The organism is Bacillus sp. V5-8f (genome assembly GCF_002863565.1).
GTDB lineage: Bacteria > Bacillota > Bacilli > Bacillales > DSM-1321 > Peribacillus.
Genome location: NZ_PGUW01000024.1, coordinates 18,632 through 38,089, shown reverse-complemented (window position 1 = coordinate 38,089; position 19,458 = coordinate 18,632). Strand labels below are relative to the sequence as shown.

Genomic DNA, 19,458 nt, shown 5'->3' with positions numbered 1-19,458 from the left:
TCTTCAAGACCTCCTATCGTTCATGGATAAATGAACGAGTGACAGAAGCCACGCGTTCTCCTAATGCTCTTCCCAACACGAGGCCGTCTTTTGAAATGATTTCAGGACTGTCGGGTGGACAGCTTACACCAACACCATAATAGGATCCATATAATGCATTTTCCGGGAGACTTCCAGGAAGCCCTACCACGATCATGCCCTGATGAAGCATTGGGGTGATTAAATTTAGCATGGTAGCCTCAATTCCTCCGTGCACAGTGGCAGTAGTACAAAAAACCGCGCCTACTTTATTGACCAGCTTTCCCTCTGCCCACAAATATCCCAACCTGTCAATCCAGGATTTTAAGCCCGAGCTGATTGTACCGAAATGACCTGGACACCCCCAAATAATGGCATCCATTTCTGAAAGATTGTAAATATCGGCTGTGCTTACATGATCGACAAACACTTCTGCACCCTCAACCCTTCCGGCCCCTTCAGCAATCGATTCGGCAAGTACCTTCGTATGTTCACCCTCACTGTCATAAACAACATAAATTTTCATATGTGCAAACCTCCTGGACAGAATTTAATTTACTTCGATTCATTAATAGGGGAGGGAAGCAGTTTTACATCATTTTCACTTTGTATTTCTTCCCGAACCTTATCCTTGCGTACATCCCTTAAAAACAGGCTTAATACAAGTCCTGCTACAGCGAAACCGGTGGCCCACCAGAAGGCATCGTTCATTCCCTGTACATTCGATTGAATCAGAATCTGCCCATTGATTAATTGCATCGCCGTAGCTTGTGCCTGTTCCGCTGTTTGGTGCATGGCTGACATAATGGATTGAACCATGTTTTGAAAGGTTTGGGCAAAAGATGGATCCGTAAGGGACATCTCCTGACCAAAATTCTCGGCATGGAATGATGTGCGGTTCGTATAAACCGTCGTCACCAGACTTGTTCCAATTGCCCCGCTAACCTGCCTGATCGTATTTGTCATGGCGGTTCCATGGCTGTTCAAATGCTTTGGCAGCTGATTCATCCCGGCTGTCATAATTGGCATCATTAACATGGACATCCCTAAGGAACGGATCATGTAAATAGCCAGCAAGGTGGAGTAGGCAGTCTCGGGCGTTAATTTTGTAAATTCATACGTAGTGACAATGGTAATAAGCAAGCCAGTTATGGCGAGCGGCCTTGGCCCCACCTTATCAAACAATATCCCTGAAATCGGCGACATTGCAGCCATAACAAGCGCACCCGGCAGCATTAATATCCCAGATTCCAGCGGTGTGAAGCCCCTGAGGTTCTGCAAATAAAGCGGAAGCAGGAACAGGCCGGTAAACATGGCAACTGTTATGATCGCTGAAATGACATTGGAAAGTGAAAACATATCATACTTAAAAACCCTGAAATCCAGCAGTGGCTTCTCGGATCTTAGCTGCTGAACAACAAAAGCTATGATCGAAATAATACCAATCGCTATGGTTGAAATGACAATAATGTCATCCCAGCCGTCGGTTCCGGCTTCACTGACACCGTACAGAAGGGAAGCTACCCCTAACAGGGATAAAAAAGCACCCAACAAGTCCAGCTTGACGAGTTTTGGTTCAATAACATTTTTCAGAGTAAAAAAGGCGATAATTACCACCAATGCCCCTAAAGGGACCATTGCGTAGAACATAACTCTCCAATTATAGTGTTCTATCACCCATCCGGAAAGAGTCGGGCCAATAGCGGGCGCAAACATCATCGCAAGCCCGAATATCCCCATTCCGCGTCCGCGCATATGCGGAGGGAAAATGAACATGATGATCGTCATGACCAATGGTTGAAGGATACCGCCTCCTGCTGCCTGGATTAAACGGCCGGTCAGCTCTACTGAAAAGGTCGGCGCGATTCCACAAATAAAGGCGCCAATTGTGAAAAGGACCATTGCCAAAATAAACAAGATCCTGGTACCAAACCGTTCAATCAAAAATGCCGAGAGGGGAATCAAGGCCCCATTCACCAGCATAAACCCAGTTGAAAGCCATTGGATTGTGGTCGCGCCCACGTTAAAATCTGTCATCATCCTTGGCATCGCGACACTTAACAGGGTTTGATTCAAGATTACAATAAATAAGCCAAGCATTAATATTCCGAGAATCGGCAGGTATTGCCCAATTCCTTCATCACGATTGTCTATAGCTTGTGCAGCCATTAAGGCAACCTCCTTTCATTCAAAGATTCATACTTTCATTACTTCGTTGAGATCTTCACTTCTGCATTCATGCCAGGAAGTACTTTGTCAGAAGGTGCTTTGATTGAAATTTTAACAGGAATTTTTTGGGTCACCTTTGTATAATTGCCGCTGGCATTTTGCTGAGGCATTAATGAGAATACTGAATTCGCAGCATACCCTATTTTTTCAAGTGTTCCCTCGTAAGTTGTGTCAGGGTCGCCATCGACCGTAATATCCACACTGTCTCCTTCTTCAATGTCCTGGATTGATGTTTCTTCAATATTTGCCGTAATATAAAGATTCTTCATATCGATTGTTTGGCCAAGTACCTGGCCTGCCTGGACCAATTGACTATTGGTTGCCTGCTCTTTAACGATTGTTCCTTCTGAAACAGCTTTGATGGCAGTTGAACCATCCGGTCCTGACACATTGCCGACATTTGCGTCCTTCTTAAGAACATCCCCTTCTTGAACATTCCAATCCTTCAGCTGCCCTGCTGCAGGTGCAACAATCGTAGAAAGATCACCCGCTACTTTTGCTTCATCAGTTGTTACATAATTGGCATTCTGGTAGTAGTAATAGCCACCCCCCGCAACTAAAGCAAAAATAATGATAATCCCAATAATATTAATAAGAATTAAACGTCCTTTACTCATATTTCTTCTCCTTTCGATATCTAAAATTATTTATTTAACAAATATAAATATTAATAAGGTTAAATAAATATGTCAACAACAAACTATTGAATAATAAGGAGGAAAAATTACCCTGTCCTTTGTCAGGGGCGTTTGACAATAAACGATAATTTCATTACATTTAAAAAAAAGAAACAAGAGAGTCTTAGGGAGTGAGAAGGCTGGAAATTGAGTGGGATGTTACCAATGAAATTGAGATGAGTTTTTTCCGGATCAGAAAGAAATTGCGTACAGTAGTTGAAAAAAGCCTTCATCCGTTTGGATTGACGCCTCCACAATTCTATATATTGATGATATTGAGAAAGAGTGGAACAGTTAGAGTGACTCACCTGGCTGAACATATGAATGTAAAGCCTAGTGCCATTACAGTTTTAATCGACCAATTAGTAAAACTGGAGTATGTTAAGAGAAGTCATTCAGATGAGGATAGACGCGTTGTGATGCTTGAAATCGAAGGAAAAGGCCTTGAACTTTTTAATGAGGTTTTGCGTTCCCATAACGAATGGATAAAGGAATATTTTTTATATTTTGAAGCAGCGGAGATAATAGATTTCTGGACTAAATTGAAGAAGTTTGAAAAAGCGGTTGATTCGATGATTGATAAAAATGAATAAATACATTCCGTTTGCAGTTAAAACATAAAGAAGGCAGTTCCATATGGAACTGCCTGTTTGGTATTCTTAACCACTCACCCACAGAAGTGGAACATATTGTAATAGGAGCAAGCGGTTTTCTTAGTTAGCGACAATATTCACGAGCTTACCTGGTACTGCAATGACTTTCCGTACGGTTTTACCGTCAATCTGTTCTTTGATCGTATCATCGTGCATTGCAATCTCTTCCAGTTTTTCCTTTGTAGTGTCAGTCGGCACCATCAACTTCGCCTTCACCTTGCCATTGATTTGAATTACGATTTCTACTTCATCATCGACAAGTTTGGCTTCATCATACGCCGGCCATGTTTCGTAAGAAATGCTTTCGGTATGGCCAAGCTTTTCCCATAGCTCTTCAGCAATGTGCGGCGCCACAGGGGAAAGCAACTTGACAAATCCCTCTATATAAGCCTTAGGCAGTGTATCCACTTTATATGCATCGTTAATAAATACCATCAATTGTGAAATAGCTGTATTGAACTTCAACTCTTCATAGTTTTCAGTAACCTTTTTGACGGTTTGATGGTACACTTTTTCCAATTTTCCGCTGTCATCGTTATCGGTAATCTTAGATGTTAAGGATCCATCTTCATTGACAAGCAAGCGCCAGATTCTGTCCAGGAATCGGCGGGAGCCGTCAAGACCGTTAGTTGACCAGGCAATCGACGCTTCCAATGGTCCCATGAACATTTCATAAAGGCGTAAAGTATCGGCACCATGACTTTCAACAACCTCATCCGGGTTTACGACATTGCCTTTTGATTTGCTCATCTTCTCGTTGTTTTCTCCCAGGATCATTCCCTGGTTGAATAACTTCTGGAATGGCTCCTTTGTAGGAACAACACCGATATCGTATAAGAACTTGTGCCAGAAGCGTGCATACAATAAGTGAAGAACAGCATGCTCCGCTCCGCCAATATAGATGTCAACAGGAAGCCATTCCTTCAGCTTTTCAAAGTCCGCAATAGCGTCCTGATTTTTCGGATCGATGTAACGAAGGAAATACCAGCTACTGCCTGCCCACTGCGGCATTGTGTTTGTCTCACGACGACCTTTACGTCCATTTTCATCCGTTACATTCACCCATTCAGTAATGTTTGCAAGCGGGGATTCCCCTGTGCCCGACGGTCTTATTTCGGTAGTCTTCGGAAGAAGCACAGGCAGCTCTTCCTCTTTAACTGCTTCCACACTGCCATCTTCCCAGTGGATGACCGGAATTGGTTCACCCCAATATCGCTGGCGGCTGAAAAGCCAATCACGAAGCCTGAATGTGATTTTCTTTTCACCGATTCCTTTTTCGACAAGCCACCCAATCGCTGCTTTAATCGCTTCTTCTTTATTCATTCCATCAAGGAAACCGGAATTGACATGCTTGCCGTCTCCTGTATAAGCCTCTTTTTCAATGTCACCACCGGCAACGACTTCCTTCATTTCTATCCCGAACTTCTTCGCAAATTCATAGTCCCGCTCATCGTGAGCAGGAACCGCCATAATAGCGCCGGTGCCATAGCTCATCAACACATAATCCGCAATCCAGATCGGCATTTTTTCTCCGTTGACCGGGTTAATCGCATAAGCGCCGGTAAATGCGCCGGTTTTATCCTTCGCTAAGTCCGTTCTTTCAAGATCGCTCTTATTTTTCACTTCATCAATATAAGCATCAACCGCTGCTTTTTGGTCTGCAGTTGTAATTTTCTCAACAAAAGGATGTTCAGGAGAAAGCACTGCATAGGTAGCTCCAAATAATGTGTCCGGACGGGTGGTGAATATGGTAAAGGACTCATCATGGCCGTCAATTGCAAAAGTTACTTCTGCACCCTCCGAGCGGCCAATCCAGTTACGCTGCATATCTTTAATGCTTTCCGGCCAATCAACTTCTTCAAGATCATCAAGCAACCGGTCTGCATAAGCCGTAATCCTTAGCATCCATTGTTTCATTGGGCGTCTTTCTACAGGATGGCCTCCGCGCTCGCTCTTCCCATCAATGACTTCTTCGTTGGCTAGAACGGTACCAAGCGCAGGACACCAGTTAACAGGCACTTCGTCAATATAGGCTAGACCCTTTTCATAAAGCTTCAAGAAAATCCATTGAGTCCACTTATAATACTCCGGATCGGTCGTATTAATCTCACGATCCCAATCATAAGAAAAGCCAAGGGACTGAATCTGCCGCTTGAAGGTACTAATATTTTTCTCTGTAAATTCTGCCGGATCATTCCCTGTATCGAGTGCATATTGCTCAGCGGGCAGCCCGAACGCATCCCATCCCATTGGGTGTAGTACTTTATAACCTTGCATTCTCTTCATCCTGGATAAAATATCGCTTGCTGTATAGCCCTCAGGATGCCCAACATGCAGGCCTGCCCCTGATGGATACGGAAACATATCCAACGCATAGAACTTTCGTTTACCGCTCTCTTCGTTCACTTTGAACGTATTATTTTCCTCCCAAAATTTTTGCCATTTTTTTTCGATTTTTTTATGGTTGAAACTCATTTGTGTTCCTCCTAATGTCTGAAATATATCGAAAAGGACTTATGCCTATTAATAACGCCCGTTAAACATCACCACGTTCTTTGACGTACGTCCATATCAGCAGCAGAATTTAACAAAACCTGAAGCAAAAAATACTTGAGCTTCGCACCTGGCTGGGCGCCGGTCGAAAAAGATCGGCACGTTTTCATATGTTCGTCGGCACTAGAACATTTTTGTACGTCGCCATTACATCAGATACATATGACCCATCCATATTTTATAATTAATAAAAAAACCCCTCATCCCAAAAGGGACGAGAGGATTATGTACATCTTCCCGCGGTACCACCCAAATTGGCGAAAAAATTGATCCGCCCCGCTTTCAAATCCGTAACGTGGATGCTCCGTCAGGCATTACTGTCCGTTCATACCTGAAACTCAAAGGCGAGTTCACGACTTCTCCCGGTTGGCTTGCACCGTCCGCCAACTCTCTCATACGGGCTCCCATCGTTACTACTCCTTGTCATCATCAATTTGTGAATATTAGATTATATAGGTATTCTAGTAAATTTTTCTTTCAAAAGCAATACATCCAGTAAAGATTCTTGCCAGGTTTTCATTTATATATTCAAAAGCACGGGAAGATGTGTCTATTTATTAAAATAATAATTCACCAGATAAAATCTATTTATGGGCATGTGATGCAGGTTCGGCCCCTTGACGGGCTCCTTTAAGTATCCGGTCATAACACAGTGTAGTTAAGATTGCCATAATAAAGAAAACAGACAACACAGAAAACATCATGTTCATACCGTACCCATCGACTAGGAAACCGCCCACAAGAGGCCCGGCCATTCTCCCGCCGGTAGCAGTACTATTTACGATTCCCTGGTAAAACCCTTCTTTCCCCCTCACAGCCAGTGTGTCCGCAACAGCTGGTACAGCAGGCCAAACGAACATCTCACCGATCGTCAGGACCACCATTGCCGTTAGGAAGCCGGAGAACCCATCCGCATTGGCAGCTACCGAAAAAGACATGATAAAAATCAGCATGCCGGTGACCAATTGAATCTTTAACGATTTTGCAAACCATTTAATTACCATAGATACAATAGGCTGTGCCAATACGATTAAAGCCCCGTTAATGGTCCATAATACGCTGTATTGTTTGAGCGAGATGCCGATTTCTTGTGTATATGCCGCAATGGTAGATTGCCATTGAACATAACCCACCCAGCATAAAAAGTAGCCAAGGCATAAAGTCAATAAAGCGTATAACCTTTTTTGATTCTTCATTGGCTGTTGTTCATTTAAAAGGGACATTTGGCCACCTGCGTCCCCTTCCATTCCTTTAAAACCGAAAATAGCAAGCACCATGAATAACAGGTACATTCCCATATTGGCCGTGAAGATATAATCGAATGAAAAAGAAGCGATGACTCCACCAAGAGCCGATCCCAAGGCTACACCAAGGTTTTGGGCAACGTAAATTGCGTTGAAGGCTTTTCTCCCGCCTTCTTTCCAGCATGACCCCGCCATGGCGAAAATAGCGGGAAAAATAATACCAGTTCCAAATCCTGATATTGTCAATAAAACGATATAAGGAATCCATTGATGGTTTATTGCAAGTCCGATTGATGCAGCTACTGTAATGAAAACACCGGCCAGGGAAGTTTTGTATCCCCCTATTTTATCAAATAAGCTTCCTCCCACCAGATTTCCAATAACACTGGCAAGAGCATTCGCCATCAGGATTATTCCTGCGGCGGATAGTGACTTTCCGAAATGGTCATGAATGAAGATTGTATTTAACGGCCATAGAAATGAAGACGCCGTAACATTCAACGCCATTCCTATGATTAATATCCATAATGCGCGGGGCATAAAATAGCTCCTTCTCTAATGATGCTTTATTAACCAAAACAATTCTAGGGCTTTTCAAACCTCACTGCAATAGTTTTTCTGCGTAAGCATAAAGAATAATTATTTATAATTTTCAGGGATATACCTAAGATTGGCTCCTAATATGAGCTGATGGGCTGGCTCTTCCGCCAGCCCATCTTGTAGGATATTTTATCGGTCATGATTCAGGAGAATTAGCCTGTTTTGCATCTGCTGCACTTGAAGCCTCATTCGGTGAAGTTGTTCCCTCTGCTGGTCATTCGCACTATTATTTAACACTGAAATGGCGTTTACCGCATTCTCCAGTTCCATTTGAGCCTCGGAGAAGTTGAGGTCATCATAGGTGCTGTCATGTTCCTGCCTGGAAGCATCCCTGTACTCATGTATGGCATTCCGGAGAGCATCTTCACATTGCTGGATGCAATTTTCAACAGACTGTCGTGTTGCCAATCGTATCCACTCCTTTTGTATTCGATTTTGATGATTGGTATCATCCCGGTTAGTTTTGCCTCTTTCCGACCGGATTATCACCCGTGGACCGGGCAAGGGATCTAAGTACTTCCATAGAAAAACGGTTTGGATAAGCTTTGCAGTTCATGATAACATGTATTTTGGTGGCCAGATGCCATGGACTAGAACACTCAAAATAGTAAGCGAAAAAGGAGACTTTCGGATTGATTGAGCCTAACTCTTTTCATTATGCGCTTGATAATAAACGATACCATACCTGGAACTATCATTTACGCCAGGAGTTCGGACATAAAGTTTTTAAAGTAGCCTTGGACGGCGGATTTGATTGTCCAAACCGCGACGGCACCGTTGCACACGGTGGCTGTACATTCTGCAGTGCAGCCGGTTCCGGGGATTTTGCCGGCAACAGGGCGGAAGATTTAGAAACACAATTTAAAAAAATAAGCGAAAAAATGCACGGGAAATGGAAGGATGGAAAATATGTGGCTTATTTTCAGGCTTTCACAAACACCCATGCCCCGCTGAACGAATTAAAAGAGAAATACGAAACAGTTCTTAGCCAGAAAGGCGTTGTGGGCCTTTCCATTGCTACGCGCCCGGATTGCCTCCCTGATGATGTCGTGGAATATTTAGCTGAATTGAACCAACGCACTTATTTATGGGTGGAATTGGGGCTGCAGACTGTACATGAACGCACGGCACTTCTTATAAACCGAGCACATGATTATGATTGCTATGTCGAAGGAGTCAAGAAACTTCGAAAGCATGGCATTCGTGTGTGCTCCCATATCATCAATGGCCTTCCGCTTGAAAGCTATGACATGATGATGGATACTGCCCGTGAAGTTGCAAAGCTTGACGTTCAGGGTATAAAGATCCACTTGCTTCACCTTTTAAAAGGAACGCCTATGGTGAAACAATACGAAAAAGGGATGCTGCAATTCCTTTCTTTTGAAGACTACATCTCACTTGTTTGCGACCAACTGGAAATCCTCCCGCCTGAAATGATTGTCCATAGAATTACAGGGGATGGACCAATTGACCTGATGATTGGGCCAATGTGGAGTGTGAATAAATGGCAAGTGCTGAATGCAATTGATGCGGAATTAAAAAAACGCAATAGCTGGCAGGGAAAATATTACACAGACCAGGTGGTGAACATATAAATGAAACTGGATCGAATTCTTCCCTATGCACGAATACTTCTTGAAAAAGCTGTTGGCCCCGGAGATATTGCTGTCGATGCCACCGCCGGTAATGGTTTTGATACCTTATTTCTTGCAAAACTTTGTGGGAGTCAGGGGCATGTGTACGCTTTTGATATTCAGGCAGAAGCGATTGCTGCGACTTCCAGGAGGCTGGAGTCCGAGAATTTTCAGGCCCATTGTACCCTATTTGCCACGGGACATGAAAATGTAAAATCCTCCTTACCCAAAACCAGCTATGGGAAAATCACTGGTGCTGTGTTCAACCTTGGTTATTTGCCCGGTGGAGACAAAAACATCGTGACAAAAGCAGAAACCACGATTTCCTCGATTACTCAGCTTCTTGAAATCATGGCTCCCGGAGGCATCATCGTACTTGTGATTTATCACGGACACCCTGAAGGGGCCATTGAAAAAGATCGGCTCTTGCAATTTGTTTCAAATCTTCCTCAGGAAACGGCGCATGTCTTACAATACAGCTTTATCAACCAGGTTAACCAACCTCCCTTTATAGTAGCCTTAGAAAAACGGCAAAAAAGTCTGCTCTCTAATTAAGAAAGCAGACTTTCATACTTACTGGCCGAAAAAGCCAGCTGGTTTTATTTTTTGCAGGTTCCTGTAGGCCCTGCCGTTAATGTAGAAAAACATTGAATCAAAGCCCCCAAAGCGTACCAACTTCTTTGCCAGTACACTGACGCTTTTTTGGGCTTTCACTTTATCATCCGATAAATAAAGGCCTAAAAGACCCCTATGGATCAACTGATGGAATCGTTTATGGGGCAGTTTGCTTGAATATTGGTTCGATTTTTTTACAAAATGCATAAAACGGTCAAACAGCTCTTTATCATCTTTGTAATAAAAACAGAAATTCAGATCGCCACCATGCCTGTCTTCTTCCTGATCTATAAAATAATCCAGTAATATGTGCAAACCTTGTATGTAAGGAAAATACCCTTCCCTGATTGCGTCGGCATACTCGGACTCGAAATCCGGCCTCAAACTATAGGCAACAAGGCAAAAAATCCCCAAAGTGGAGCCTGAGCAAGCAGAGAACTCATACCAGGACATGGCCGGAAGTTGGCTTTTATACCTGTCGAACCATGTTTGAAGCCTTGGGATTCTTTCTTCGACGCATACATGCTTATGAACCTGCAAATCGCTATAATAGGAGCAAAGCTCTTGTAAATAGGGCCGAATCTCAGTGTAACGCGTGATTTGCCTTAACACCGATTGGCAGGTACCCACAAGCTCTATGAGATATCCGCCATCCTCCTGGTCTTCCCGAAACTGGTAATAATTGGACGACGAAGCATTGGTGTCTAGAGAATGATGCATGGATTCATGCAATGCTCTAAAGTCATCTGGATCTAACGAGGTGCTTCTATCACATAAGTTATCAAGATAATCGCTTATAGTTTGATAGGCCACAATAAATCGGATTGCTTCTTCCTTTTTCCCCTCAGAAATTAACGCCAGAATGGATCCACCTTCACAATGGAATGTTTTAGATGAAATACTATCCAGGGCTTGTTTCCTTAATTCGGGATTTGGAATCTCCTTCGCTCTTTTCGTCCAGTAGCGAAGTTCTTTATGTACGATAGGAAAGACATCACGATATACATCTTTCATTAATGCCAAAGGATTCGTTGGCACCGACATCCGCTACACCTCACTTTAGGTTCAACTACAAGTACGCTTTAACAAATGATCCTTTTTTGCTTATTTAAACAAGTACATAACACGAGGAGACACAGCCTATCTGTGGTACTATGCACTTGGTGCATGTGATCTTCAGCTTTCCAGAAAGGCAAATGCAAAAATTCTAGCAAACAGCCTATTAGCGGCAGATTTTACTACAAAGAAGATTAAATTCGTTAAATGATATACCCTATTGTTTTTAAACGAGTTTCCACGAAGCCTAATGCGTACTGGAATACACTTTCCCGTTCCGGTTCGTTAAAAATCTCATGGTATAGCTGCTGCCATTCTTTGTACTGTTTATCACTGCAACCATTATAATTGAACCATTCCCGCACAGATTTTTTGTCTACGATCCGGTCGTCCCCGCCTTGCATAACGAGAAGCGGGACATCCTGGAATTGGGGAATATCCTCAAATGCCTGTTTCATAGCATGTACCAGCTCCCGGTACCATCTAACCGACACCTTTGTTACATAAAGGCTGTCATTCTTATCTTCTTCGATGATATCCGGATTCCTTGTAGCAATGTCAGGTGTAATCCCCGCATCGACCCTGAATTTAGGGAAAGTAATATTCAGTCCATGCGACAGGGTATTCAGCAGTTTTGAGGGTTGCTGGAGAAGGCCCAAGCAGGGTGATGAAAGAATCACGCCGGCAAGGTCCAGCTCGTCCTCCTGCAAAAGCCTAATTGCCACCAGGCCGCCCATACTGTGTCCCAACAAGAACACGGGCAGTGAATATTGATAGGCTTCCGTTATCCAGCCCCTTACTTCCTGTAAATAATCTTCGAAGGAATCAATATGTCCCCTAAACGCACGTGTGGTCATTCCCTGCCCAGGAAGGTCTCCCATAATTACATGGTACCCTGCCGACCGCCACATTTCACAAAGCCACTTATAACGGCCGTGGTGCTCCATCGCACCATGTATTATGATAATAACGGCTTTTGCATCCTTGCCGTCTACCTCCCATTTCCACATAGGAAATCCTCCTTTGACATCTGCTTGATACTCAGGTTGCTTAAATCAAAATGAATGGCATTCTACACCTGTTCCTATTCCCTATAAAATATGAGGATAATCAAGTATGCCAGTGGTAAAAAAATCGAATAAACCGCTATAATCAAAATAATACCGAAAAAATACATACTACGGAAAGGATTTGACTTCAACTTGATTCTTTACTCTTATAAAGGCAACTCACCCCAAATCGCCGAAAGCGCGTACATTGCAGATAATGCAGTGGTAACCGGCGACGTAACGATTGGCGAGCAGTCCAGCCTTTGGTTTAATTGTGTAATCCGTGGGGATGTAGCCCCGACAATCATCGGTAAAAAGGTGAACATTCAAGATAACAGTGTATTGCACCAAAGCCCAAATAATCCACTTATTTTGGAAGATGAGGTTTCTGTCGGCCACGGGGTAATCCTGCATAGCTGCAAAGTAAAAAAAGGTGCATTGATTGGTATGGGTTCAATCATTCTCGACAATGCCGAAATCGGTGAAGGGGCGTTTATTGGTGCGGGAAGCCTTGTTCCACAAGGCAAAGTAATTCCTCCAAATACCCTTGCGTTTGGCAGGCCTGCAAAAGTGATCCGGGAATTAAATGATGAAGACAAAAAAGACATGGATCGAATTTGCAGAGAATATGCGGAAAAAGCACAGTTATATAAAAAAGCCGAACACATATAACCTGCGCATCACTCTATGGTTGTACTATCTTAGTATGAAATAACTCTGTCACATTTAGTCACTGCTTCTATTGCAGCATGTGCTTCCAGCGTCGCATTTTCATGTGAAAAAGAAGAGGATTTACAGCAGCGTAAGTCCTCTTCTTTATTATGCTTGCTCTTAAATAACGAGGCTATAGCTAACGTTAGCTTTTGCTCCGTTCTACTTCGCCTGTGATTTTAGTGCTTCAGCTTTATCCGTGCGCTCCCATGGCAAATCGATATCATTGCGGCCGAAATGACCGTATGCTGCTGTTTGTTTGTAAATCGGGCGGCGAAGGTCGAGCATTTTTATAATTCCGGCTGGCCGCAGGTCGAAATTAGCGCGTACTAGATCCACTAGAACATCTTCACTTACTGCTCCAGTTCCGAAAGTATCAACGGAAATCGATACCGGCTGGGCAACACCGATTGCGTAAGCAAGCTGCACTTCAACTTTTTCCGCAAGACCGGCTGCCACAATGTTTTTTGCTACATAACGGGCTGCATATGCTGCAGAGCGGTCCACTTTAGTTGGATCCTTACCAGAGAACGCACCGCCGCCATGGCGAGCGTAGCCACCGTACGTGTCAACGATGATCTTACGGCCTGTAAGACCTGCGTCACCTTGAGGCCCTCCGATTACAAAGCGGCCTGTAGGGTTTATGAAATATTTTGTATTTTCATCAATTAATTCGGCAGGCACTACGGGTATGATAACATGTTCTTTGATGTTGCGCTGAATTTGTTCCAGGCTGATCTCAGGATGGTGCTGGGTGGAAATAACAATTGTGTCGATGCGCACAGGCTTATCGTTTTCATCATACTCAACAGTAACCTGAGTTTTCCCATCTGGGCGAAGGTATGGAAGGATTTCCTCCTTACGGACTTCAGTCAGCCTTCGGGATAGCTTGTGTGCCAATGAAATTGGAAGGGGCATAAGCTCTTTCGTTTCGTTGCAAGCAAAACCAAACATCAATCCCTGGTCCCCTGCTCCAATCGCTTCAATTTCCTCCTCAGTCATTTGTCCTTCACGGGCTTCAAGTGCCTGATCAACTCCCATTGCGATATCCGCTGATTGTTCATCGATGGATGTCAGTACGGCACAAGTTTGTGAATCAAATCCATACTTTGCACGTGTATAGCCGATATCGGCAATTGTTTCACGAACGATTTTAGGAATGTCTACATATGTAGAAGTGGTGATTTCTCCCGCTACCAGTACGAGACCTGTGGTTACTGAAGTTTCGCAGGCAACACGAGCGTTTGCATCTTTTGCAAGGATCGCGTCCAATATTGAATCTGAAATCTGGTCACAAATTTTATCCGGATGACCTTCAGTTACAGACTCTGAAGTAAATAGACGACGTTTCTTTGACATCTGGTTTCCTCCTTAAGAAGATAAATATGTTTAGGCTTTCTAGCAACTAAGGCAAAAGGCTGCGGAATACCGCATTAACCCTATGATTTTCTTTGCCTAGGCCTGTTTTTTTTGACGGAGCTCGTTCCCTTTTTAAGTGTCTCTAATAGATGAAGCAAAGAGTAAAGAATATCTTGAATATGACACCCTTCATGATCACGTCTCTTTACATACTTTATACAAAAAAAACCTTTCCTACTCATAGAGGAAAGGTTTGTAGTCGTTACATCTATCCTTTCTTCTTATCGTTCAAGGGTTATATACCTTGCACCAGGTTAGCACCATCGCCATCATTCACATGTGAAGCTCCGTTCTGGCGCTTACATGGTTCCGACGGCAGGTTGCCGGGTTTCAAAGGGCCTGTCCCCTCCACCAACTCGGGATAAGAGAATCCGTACAAAGTAAAATCATAGCAAAATAACCAAAAAAGTCAAATAGTATGACTGTTCTTTTTTATAAAAGATTTATCCCTAACATCACCTATTTATAATGAACACTTTCCATCTTTGCATTCTATCCCTAAAAATAAATATCTCCGTGCAGCAATAAAACGGTATAGGGGAACACCAATCAACGGAGCGAAAGGGATATATCCTAGTACACCAAAAAGAGATAAAAGAGGGCACTTTATCATGATCCTTCTCACAGCGTAAAAACCCTTCAAAACCTTTCCTTTTTTCGTGACTAAATGCATCTCTTCCCGCAATTGCTTCCTATTAAATTGGATGGAATGATCTTGTTCTTCATATTCTTGCAGGGATACCCAATTGATGCTCCTAAGCCAATCAAACGTTGAAACTGCTTGCTTTGTTTTACGACAAAGAATACAATCAGCATCGTATAATGCAATATCGCTCATCCATCTCACAACCTTTTCGACTGTATTATTCTTTTCCCTCTACATGATCGTACAAACATGCCAAGAAATTCTTTGAGAAAGACTTTAAACTCCTGCCGATATGCTGTTTAATCAATTTATTCAGGCCTTTAAAAAATAGTCACAAAATTATTACTATTAGTATAGACTATTTAAATAAATGTGTTATACTAATCGTAATATTAAATAAAAACGTATAAAGGAAGGTATCTCATAATGAATTCTGTTGGCATTTCAAATGAGTTACACAATTTACTAGCCGGAAGCAACGTGAATGTACAACTTTCGGTACCTCAATTAGTCGAAAAAGTATTAAGCCGAAAAGAAGGCGTACTTACTTCAACGGGTGCAGTTAAAGCTGAAACCGGAAAATATACAGGCCGTTCCCCTAAGGATAAATATATTGTAGAAGAATCCTCGATCAAGGATAAGATCGACTGGGGAGCTGTAAATGAGCCGATATCTGAAGAAGTATTTGCTAATCTTTATGATAAAGTAATCCATCATTTAAAACAAAAGGATGATATATTCGTTTTTAACGGCTTTGCCGGTGCTGACAAGAAATACCGACTGCCAATCCAGATCATTAATGAATATGCTTGGCATAATTTGTTTGCTCATCAACTATTTATCCGCCCTACCGATGAAGAACTGGAGGACCATCAGTCAGAATTCACCGTTATTTCAGCACCCGATTTCAAAGCGGACCCTGCAATCGATGGAACCAAATCGGAGACTTTCATCATTATTTCCTTTGAGCACCGCACTGTTTTGATAGGTGGCACGGAATATGCTGGGGAAATGAAGAAATCCATCTTCTCGGTGATGAACTACCTGCTCCCTGAACAGGGAATCTTGCCAATGCACTGTTCAGCCAACGTAGGCAGGGAAGGCGATGTTGCCCTGTTCTTTGGGTTATCAGGAACAGGAAAAACTACTCTTTCTGCAGATCCTAACCGTAAGTTAATCGGTGATGATGAACATGGCTGGTCTTCCAATGGTGTATTTAATATCGAGGGTGGATGCTATGCAAAATGCATCAACTTATCCCGTGAAAAAGAACCCCAAATTTTTGATGCAATTTGTTTCGGAGCAGTCCTTGAAAATGTTGTGATTGATGAAGATACAAGGATTGCAGATTACGATGACAACTCTTTGACTGAAAACACTCGGGCGGCTTACCGTATCCAGGCTATTGACAATATTGTTGACCCTAGTGTTGCTGGGCATCCAAATACCATTATCTTCTTGACTGCCGACGCTTTTGGCGTATTGCCTCCAATCAGCAAGTTGACGAAGGAGCAAGCGATGTTCCATTTTTTAAGCGGTTACACGAGCAAGCTAGCTGGTACCGAGCGTGGGGTTACATCTCCTGAAGCAACTTTCTCAACCTGCTTTGGTTCACCATTCCTGCCACTTCCGGCAACGCGCTATGCAGAGATGCTAGGAGAAAAGATCGACCAGCACGGATCGAAGGTATTCCTGGTTAACACAGGATGGACCGGCGGAGAATATGGCACAGGAAGCCGAATGAAACTTGCTTACACACGTGCGATGATCCAGGCGGCACTCGAAGGGGAATTAACAAACGTGGAGACCGTCCATGATGATATCTTCGGATTGGATATCCCTCTCCATGTGCCAGGCGTTCCGGACGAAGTGCTTCAGCCAATCAAGACATGGGAAGATAAAGAAGCTTATAAAGCGAAAGCAAGCGAGCTAGCTGCTAAATTCCGTGCAAACTTTAAGAAATTTTCAAGTGTTCCAGGGGATATCGAACATCTAGGCGGTCCAAAAGGATAAATTCTTATCCAACCCAAATTAGTGATTATAGAAAGGGAGAGGCCAATTTCGGCTTCTTCCCTTTTATTTTTAGTGCCTCCTCTTTTGATGTCCCCTTCAGCAATTAATTTGTCGAATTGAGCGATACAAGCTTATAAGTGATCACCGTCCGGCCGTGAGACCATTCTACCTTCTGAATCAAGCCAGTCCCGCTTGTTTCGCTCTGGATTGTTTTTCGGACATCCATTGGTATATCCAGCGGATACAACCGATAACCTTCCTTCTCCAGAGTGAACATATTTTCTTCTACCCTGTGCTCGCGGCCCTTGGTTACAATCATGGTGTTTAATTCTAAAGGCATCCCCATAATCTTGGCCTCCTTCATCATATATTTTTATAGTATCATTTTTTTCGGCGTTGTTTCATCCATTGTGTTAAATCTTCAACAATTTGCCTATTCATTATCGGTGGGAAATAATGTGTGAAATCTTCAAAATACCAACTCTCCACAGGCTTTTCCTTAGATTTTAAGATTTTTTCCAGCCTGTAGGCATGTTCAATTGAAACATTTTGGTCCAGAACTCCATGAATGATAAGGACAGGTGCATCCAATTCATCAGCTTCAAATAAAGGTGTCCGATATTCGTACTGCTCCGGGCATTTCTTTGGGGTCCCGCCAATTACGCGCTTCATCATCCTTCTTAAGTCCTCCCGTTCTACATATGTAAGGAACATGTCGGAAACTCCTCCCCACGTGACAACTGTAGCCGCATTTTTACAATTTATTGCCGTCCATAACGCCATTACTCCTCCTCGTGAAAAACCGAACACATGAATGGAATCAGGGTTGACCCTTGGATGGTTTTCGAGCAATCTAAAGGCTGAAATAGCATCTTGCCGATCTTCGCCAGCAAAATCTTCATCACCTTCCCCGCCTTGGTTTCCCCTATAAAAAGGCGCAAATACGATAAATCCCTGTGCAGCAAACTGAATGATTCTGCCTGGCCTTACCTTTCCTACATTTTTAATCCCCCCGCGCAAGTAGAGGAACCCATCCAGAACATCCCCTTTCACAGGCTCGGCCAGCAGCCCCTTGACCCTAAGTCCCTGTGAAATATAAGTGATGGAATAAAGATGGATCCCCGGATGAGGAGATGGAAAACGCCGTTTCTCAATAATGGTGCCATCCTGCATACTTCATTCCCCTTTCACGTCTTTTTATATGCTTTATTCTAAAACAAACATCCCTATTTATCCCGTTTCTTCCCTCCTGCCTAATGTTCCATGGGCATTCACACATTTTTATTTACAGAATACGATAAGTTAAACCACCACATATACATCAAACTGCAAAAGGAGGATTTCCATGAAAAATCGGGTTAGAGCCAGTATCATACTTTTGTTCGCAATGCTTTTGGCCTTTTCCCTTGCAGCATGCGGAAAGGAAGAAATGCAAAAGGTCAGGGTCGCTGAGGTAACACGTTCCATATTCTACGCGCCACAGTACGTAGCGATTGAGAAGGGCTTTTTTAAAGAAGAAGGGTTGGACATAGATTTAAAGACAACGCCTGGTGGGGACAAAACGATGACAGCACTGATTTCAAATGGCGCGGATATTGCTCTTGTAGGTTCTGAGACTTCCATTTATGTCGATTCCCAAGGATCCAAGGACCCGGTCATTAATTTTGCCCAACTGACGCAAACGGATGGAACTTTCCTGGTTTCCAGAAAAAAAATCGACAACTTTGAGTGGAACATGCTAAAAGGGGCCACCTTCCTCGGCCAACGGAAGGGCGGTATGCCGCAAATGGTCGGTGAGTTTGTATTGAAAAAGCACGGAATCGACCCGCACAGGGATTTAAAACTAATCCAGAATGTAGATTATGCTAACATCGCATCAGCGTTTGCTTCCGGTACCGGGGACTTTGTGCAGCTTTTTGAACCTACTGCCAGCGTATTCGAGAAGGAAGGCAAAGGGCATATCGTGGCCTCCTTCGGAACCGAGTCCGGTCATGTACCTTACACTTCCTTTATGGCAAAGCAAAGTTATCTGAAAAAAAATAAGGAAACGATAGAGAAGTTTACACGTGCGTTAAAGAGGGCTCAAGATTGGGTTCAAAAGCAAAGTGCTGAAGAAACGGCAAAAATGATTCAGCCATTCTTTGAGGATTCGGACCTGGAAACGATAAAAACGGTAGTAGAAAGATATAAAAGCCAGGGTTCTATTGCAACAAATCCAATCTTGGAAGAAGACGAGTGGAATAACCTCCAGGACATTATGGAGGAGGCAGGGGAACTTCCTGGGCGAGCTGATTACAATAAACTCGTAAACACAGAATTTGCGGAAAAGGTCTCTAAATAA

General features: G+C 43.2%; 18 protein-coding genes, 1 riboswitch and 1 other annotated feature. Of the genes, 6 read left to right on the top strand and 12 right to left on the bottom strand.

Annotated elements, in window-relative coordinates; translation table 11 throughout:
- Window positions 1-13: 13 nt before the first annotated feature.
- From CUU64_RS19080 to CUU64_RS19070, 3 genes are read right to left on the bottom strand one after another with little or no spacing between them, the layout of a single operon-like run.
- Window positions 14-544 carry an NAD(P)H-dependent oxidoreductase gene (locus CUU64_RS19080; RefSeq protein ID WP_101635261.1) on the bottom strand — a complete coding sequence of 177 codons (531 nt, stop codon included), beginning with the start codon at window positions 542-544 and terminating at the stop codon, window positions 14-16.
- 29 nt (window positions 545-573) lie between these two features.
- Window positions 574-2,187, bottom strand: a complete 1,614-nt coding sequence (locus CUU64_RS19075) for a DHA2 family efflux MFS transporter permease subunit (RefSeq protein ID WP_101635260.1) — start codon at window positions 2,185-2,187, stop codon at window positions 574-576.
- Between the two features lie 38 nt (window positions 2,188-2,225).
- On the bottom strand, window positions 2,226-2,864 hold the full coding sequence (locus tag CUU64_RS19070; RefSeq protein WP_101635259.1) for an HlyD family secretion protein: 639 nt from the start codon (window positions 2,862-2,864) through the stop codon (window positions 2,226-2,228).
- A 191-nt stretch (window positions 2,865-3,055) separates the two neighbouring features.
- Here CUU64_RS19070 and CUU64_RS19065 point away from each other — a divergent pair, with 191 nt between their 5' ends.
- A complete protein-coding gene (locus tag CUU64_RS19065) occupies window positions 3,056-3,517 on the top strand; it encodes a MarR family winged helix-turn-helix transcriptional regulator (RefSeq protein WP_101635258.1) in 462 nt (153 codons plus the stop codon).
- A gap of 120 nt (window positions 3,518-3,637) precedes the next feature.
- Here CUU64_RS19065 and leuS read toward each other — a convergent pair whose 3' ends face one another.
- From leuS to CUU64_RS19050, 3 genes are all read right to left on the bottom strand, one after another.
- Complete coding sequence (gene leuS / locus CUU64_RS19060; RefSeq protein WP_101635257.1) at window positions 3,638-6,052, bottom strand: leucine--tRNA ligase; 2,415 nt, start codon at window positions 6,050-6,052, stop codon at window positions 3,638-3,640.
- Between the two features lie 285 nt (window positions 6,053-6,337).
- Window positions 6,338-6,566 (bottom strand) — a binding site (T-box leader).
- A 148-nt stretch (window positions 6,567-6,714) separates the two neighbouring features.
- Window positions 6,715-7,914, bottom strand: a complete 1,200-nt coding sequence (locus CUU64_RS19055) for an MDR family MFS transporter (RefSeq protein WP_101635256.1) — start codon at window positions 7,912-7,914, stop codon at window positions 6,715-6,717.
- Window positions 7,915-8,103: 189 nt separating this feature from the next.
- The gene (locus CUU64_RS19050) at window positions 8,104-8,382 is read right to left on the bottom strand and encodes a YtzC family protein (RefSeq protein WP_101635255.1); all 279 of its coding nucleotides are present in this window, start codon (window positions 8,380-8,382) and stop codon (window positions 8,104-8,106) included.
- 224 nt (window positions 8,383-8,606) lie between these two features.
- Between CUU64_RS19050 and mnmL the strand changes: the two genes are divergently transcribed.
- Window positions 8,607-9,569 carry a tRNA modification radical SAM protein MnmL/YtqA gene (gene mnmL, locus CUU64_RS19045; protein ID WP_101635254.1) on the top strand — a complete coding sequence of 321 codons (963 nt, stop codon included), beginning with the start codon at window positions 8,607-8,609 and terminating at the stop codon, window positions 9,567-9,569.
- Entirely contained in the window at window positions 9,570-10,163 is a 594-nt protein-coding gene (gene mnmM, locus CUU64_RS19040) for a tRNA 5-(aminomethyl)-2-thiouridylate-methyltransferase MnmM (protein WP_101635253.1), read from the top strand.
- 18 nt (window positions 10,164-10,181) lie between these two features.
- On the opposite strand, the gene CUU64_RS19035 is transcribed toward mnmM, so the two are convergent.
- Window positions 10,182-11,267 (bottom strand): tetraprenyl-beta-curcumene synthase family protein, encoded by a 1,086-nt coding sequence (locus CUU64_RS19035; protein ID WP_101635252.1) that lies wholly within the window; start codon window positions 11,265-11,267, stop codon window positions 10,182-10,184.
- A gap of 215 nt (window positions 11,268-11,482) precedes the next feature.
- Complete coding sequence (locus tag CUU64_RS19030) at window positions 11,483-12,289, bottom strand: alpha/beta hydrolase (RefSeq protein ID WP_101635251.1); 807 nt, start codon at window positions 12,287-12,289, stop codon at window positions 11,483-11,485.
- A 195-nt stretch (window positions 12,290-12,484) separates the two neighbouring features.
- Here CUU64_RS19030 and CUU64_RS19025 point away from each other — a divergent pair, with 195 nt between their 5' ends.
- Complete coding sequence (locus tag CUU64_RS19025) at window positions 12,485-13,000, top strand: gamma carbonic anhydrase (protein ID WP_101635458.1); 516 nt, start codon at window positions 12,485-12,487, stop codon at window positions 12,998-13,000.
- A 201-nt stretch (window positions 13,001-13,201) separates the two neighbouring features.
- Here CUU64_RS19025 and metK read toward each other — a convergent pair whose 3' ends face one another.
- Complete coding sequence (gene metK / locus CUU64_RS19020) at window positions 13,202-14,398, bottom strand: methionine adenosyltransferase (protein ID WP_101635250.1); 1,197 nt, start codon at window positions 14,396-14,398, stop codon at window positions 13,202-13,204.
- A gap of 278 nt (window positions 14,399-14,676) precedes the next feature.
- Window positions 14,677-14,826: riboswitch (SAM riboswitch) on the bottom strand.
- A 95-nt stretch (window positions 14,827-14,921) separates the two neighbouring features.
- Entirely contained in the window at window positions 14,922-15,296 is a 375-nt protein-coding gene (locus CUU64_RS19015) for a thiol-disulfide oxidoreductase DCC family protein (RefSeq protein WP_101635249.1), read from the bottom strand.
- 234 nt (window positions 15,297-15,530) lie between these two features.
- Here CUU64_RS19015 and pckA point away from each other — a divergent pair, with 234 nt between their 5' ends.
- Complete coding sequence (pckA, locus tag CUU64_RS19010) at window positions 15,531-17,117, top strand: phosphoenolpyruvate carboxykinase (ATP) (RefSeq protein ID WP_101635248.1); 1,587 nt, start codon at window positions 15,531-15,533, stop codon at window positions 17,115-17,117.
- Window positions 17,118-17,220: 103 nt separating this feature from the next.
- Here the strand turns inward: pckA and CUU64_RS19005 are convergent, their stop codons facing one another.
- Both CUU64_RS19005 and CUU64_RS19000 read right to left on the bottom strand, forming a co-directional pair.
- Window positions 17,221-17,463, bottom strand: coding sequence for a DUF2584 domain-containing protein (locus CUU64_RS19005; RefSeq protein WP_101635247.1), 243 nt, complete (start codon window positions 17,461-17,463; stop codon window positions 17,221-17,223).
- 35 nt (window positions 17,464-17,498) lie between these two features.
- Window positions 17,499-18,290, bottom strand: a complete 792-nt coding sequence (locus tag CUU64_RS19000; protein WP_101635246.1) for an alpha/beta hydrolase family protein — start codon at window positions 18,288-18,290, stop codon at window positions 17,499-17,501.
- A 172-nt stretch (window positions 18,291-18,462) separates the two neighbouring features.
- On the opposite strand from CUU64_RS19000, the gene CUU64_RS18995 reads away from it, so the two are divergent.
- Window positions 18,463-19,458 carry an ABC transporter substrate-binding protein gene (locus tag CUU64_RS18995; RefSeq protein ID WP_101635245.1) on the top strand — a complete coding sequence of 332 codons (996 nt, stop codon included), beginning with the start codon at window positions 18,463-18,465 and terminating at the stop codon, window positions 19,456-19,458.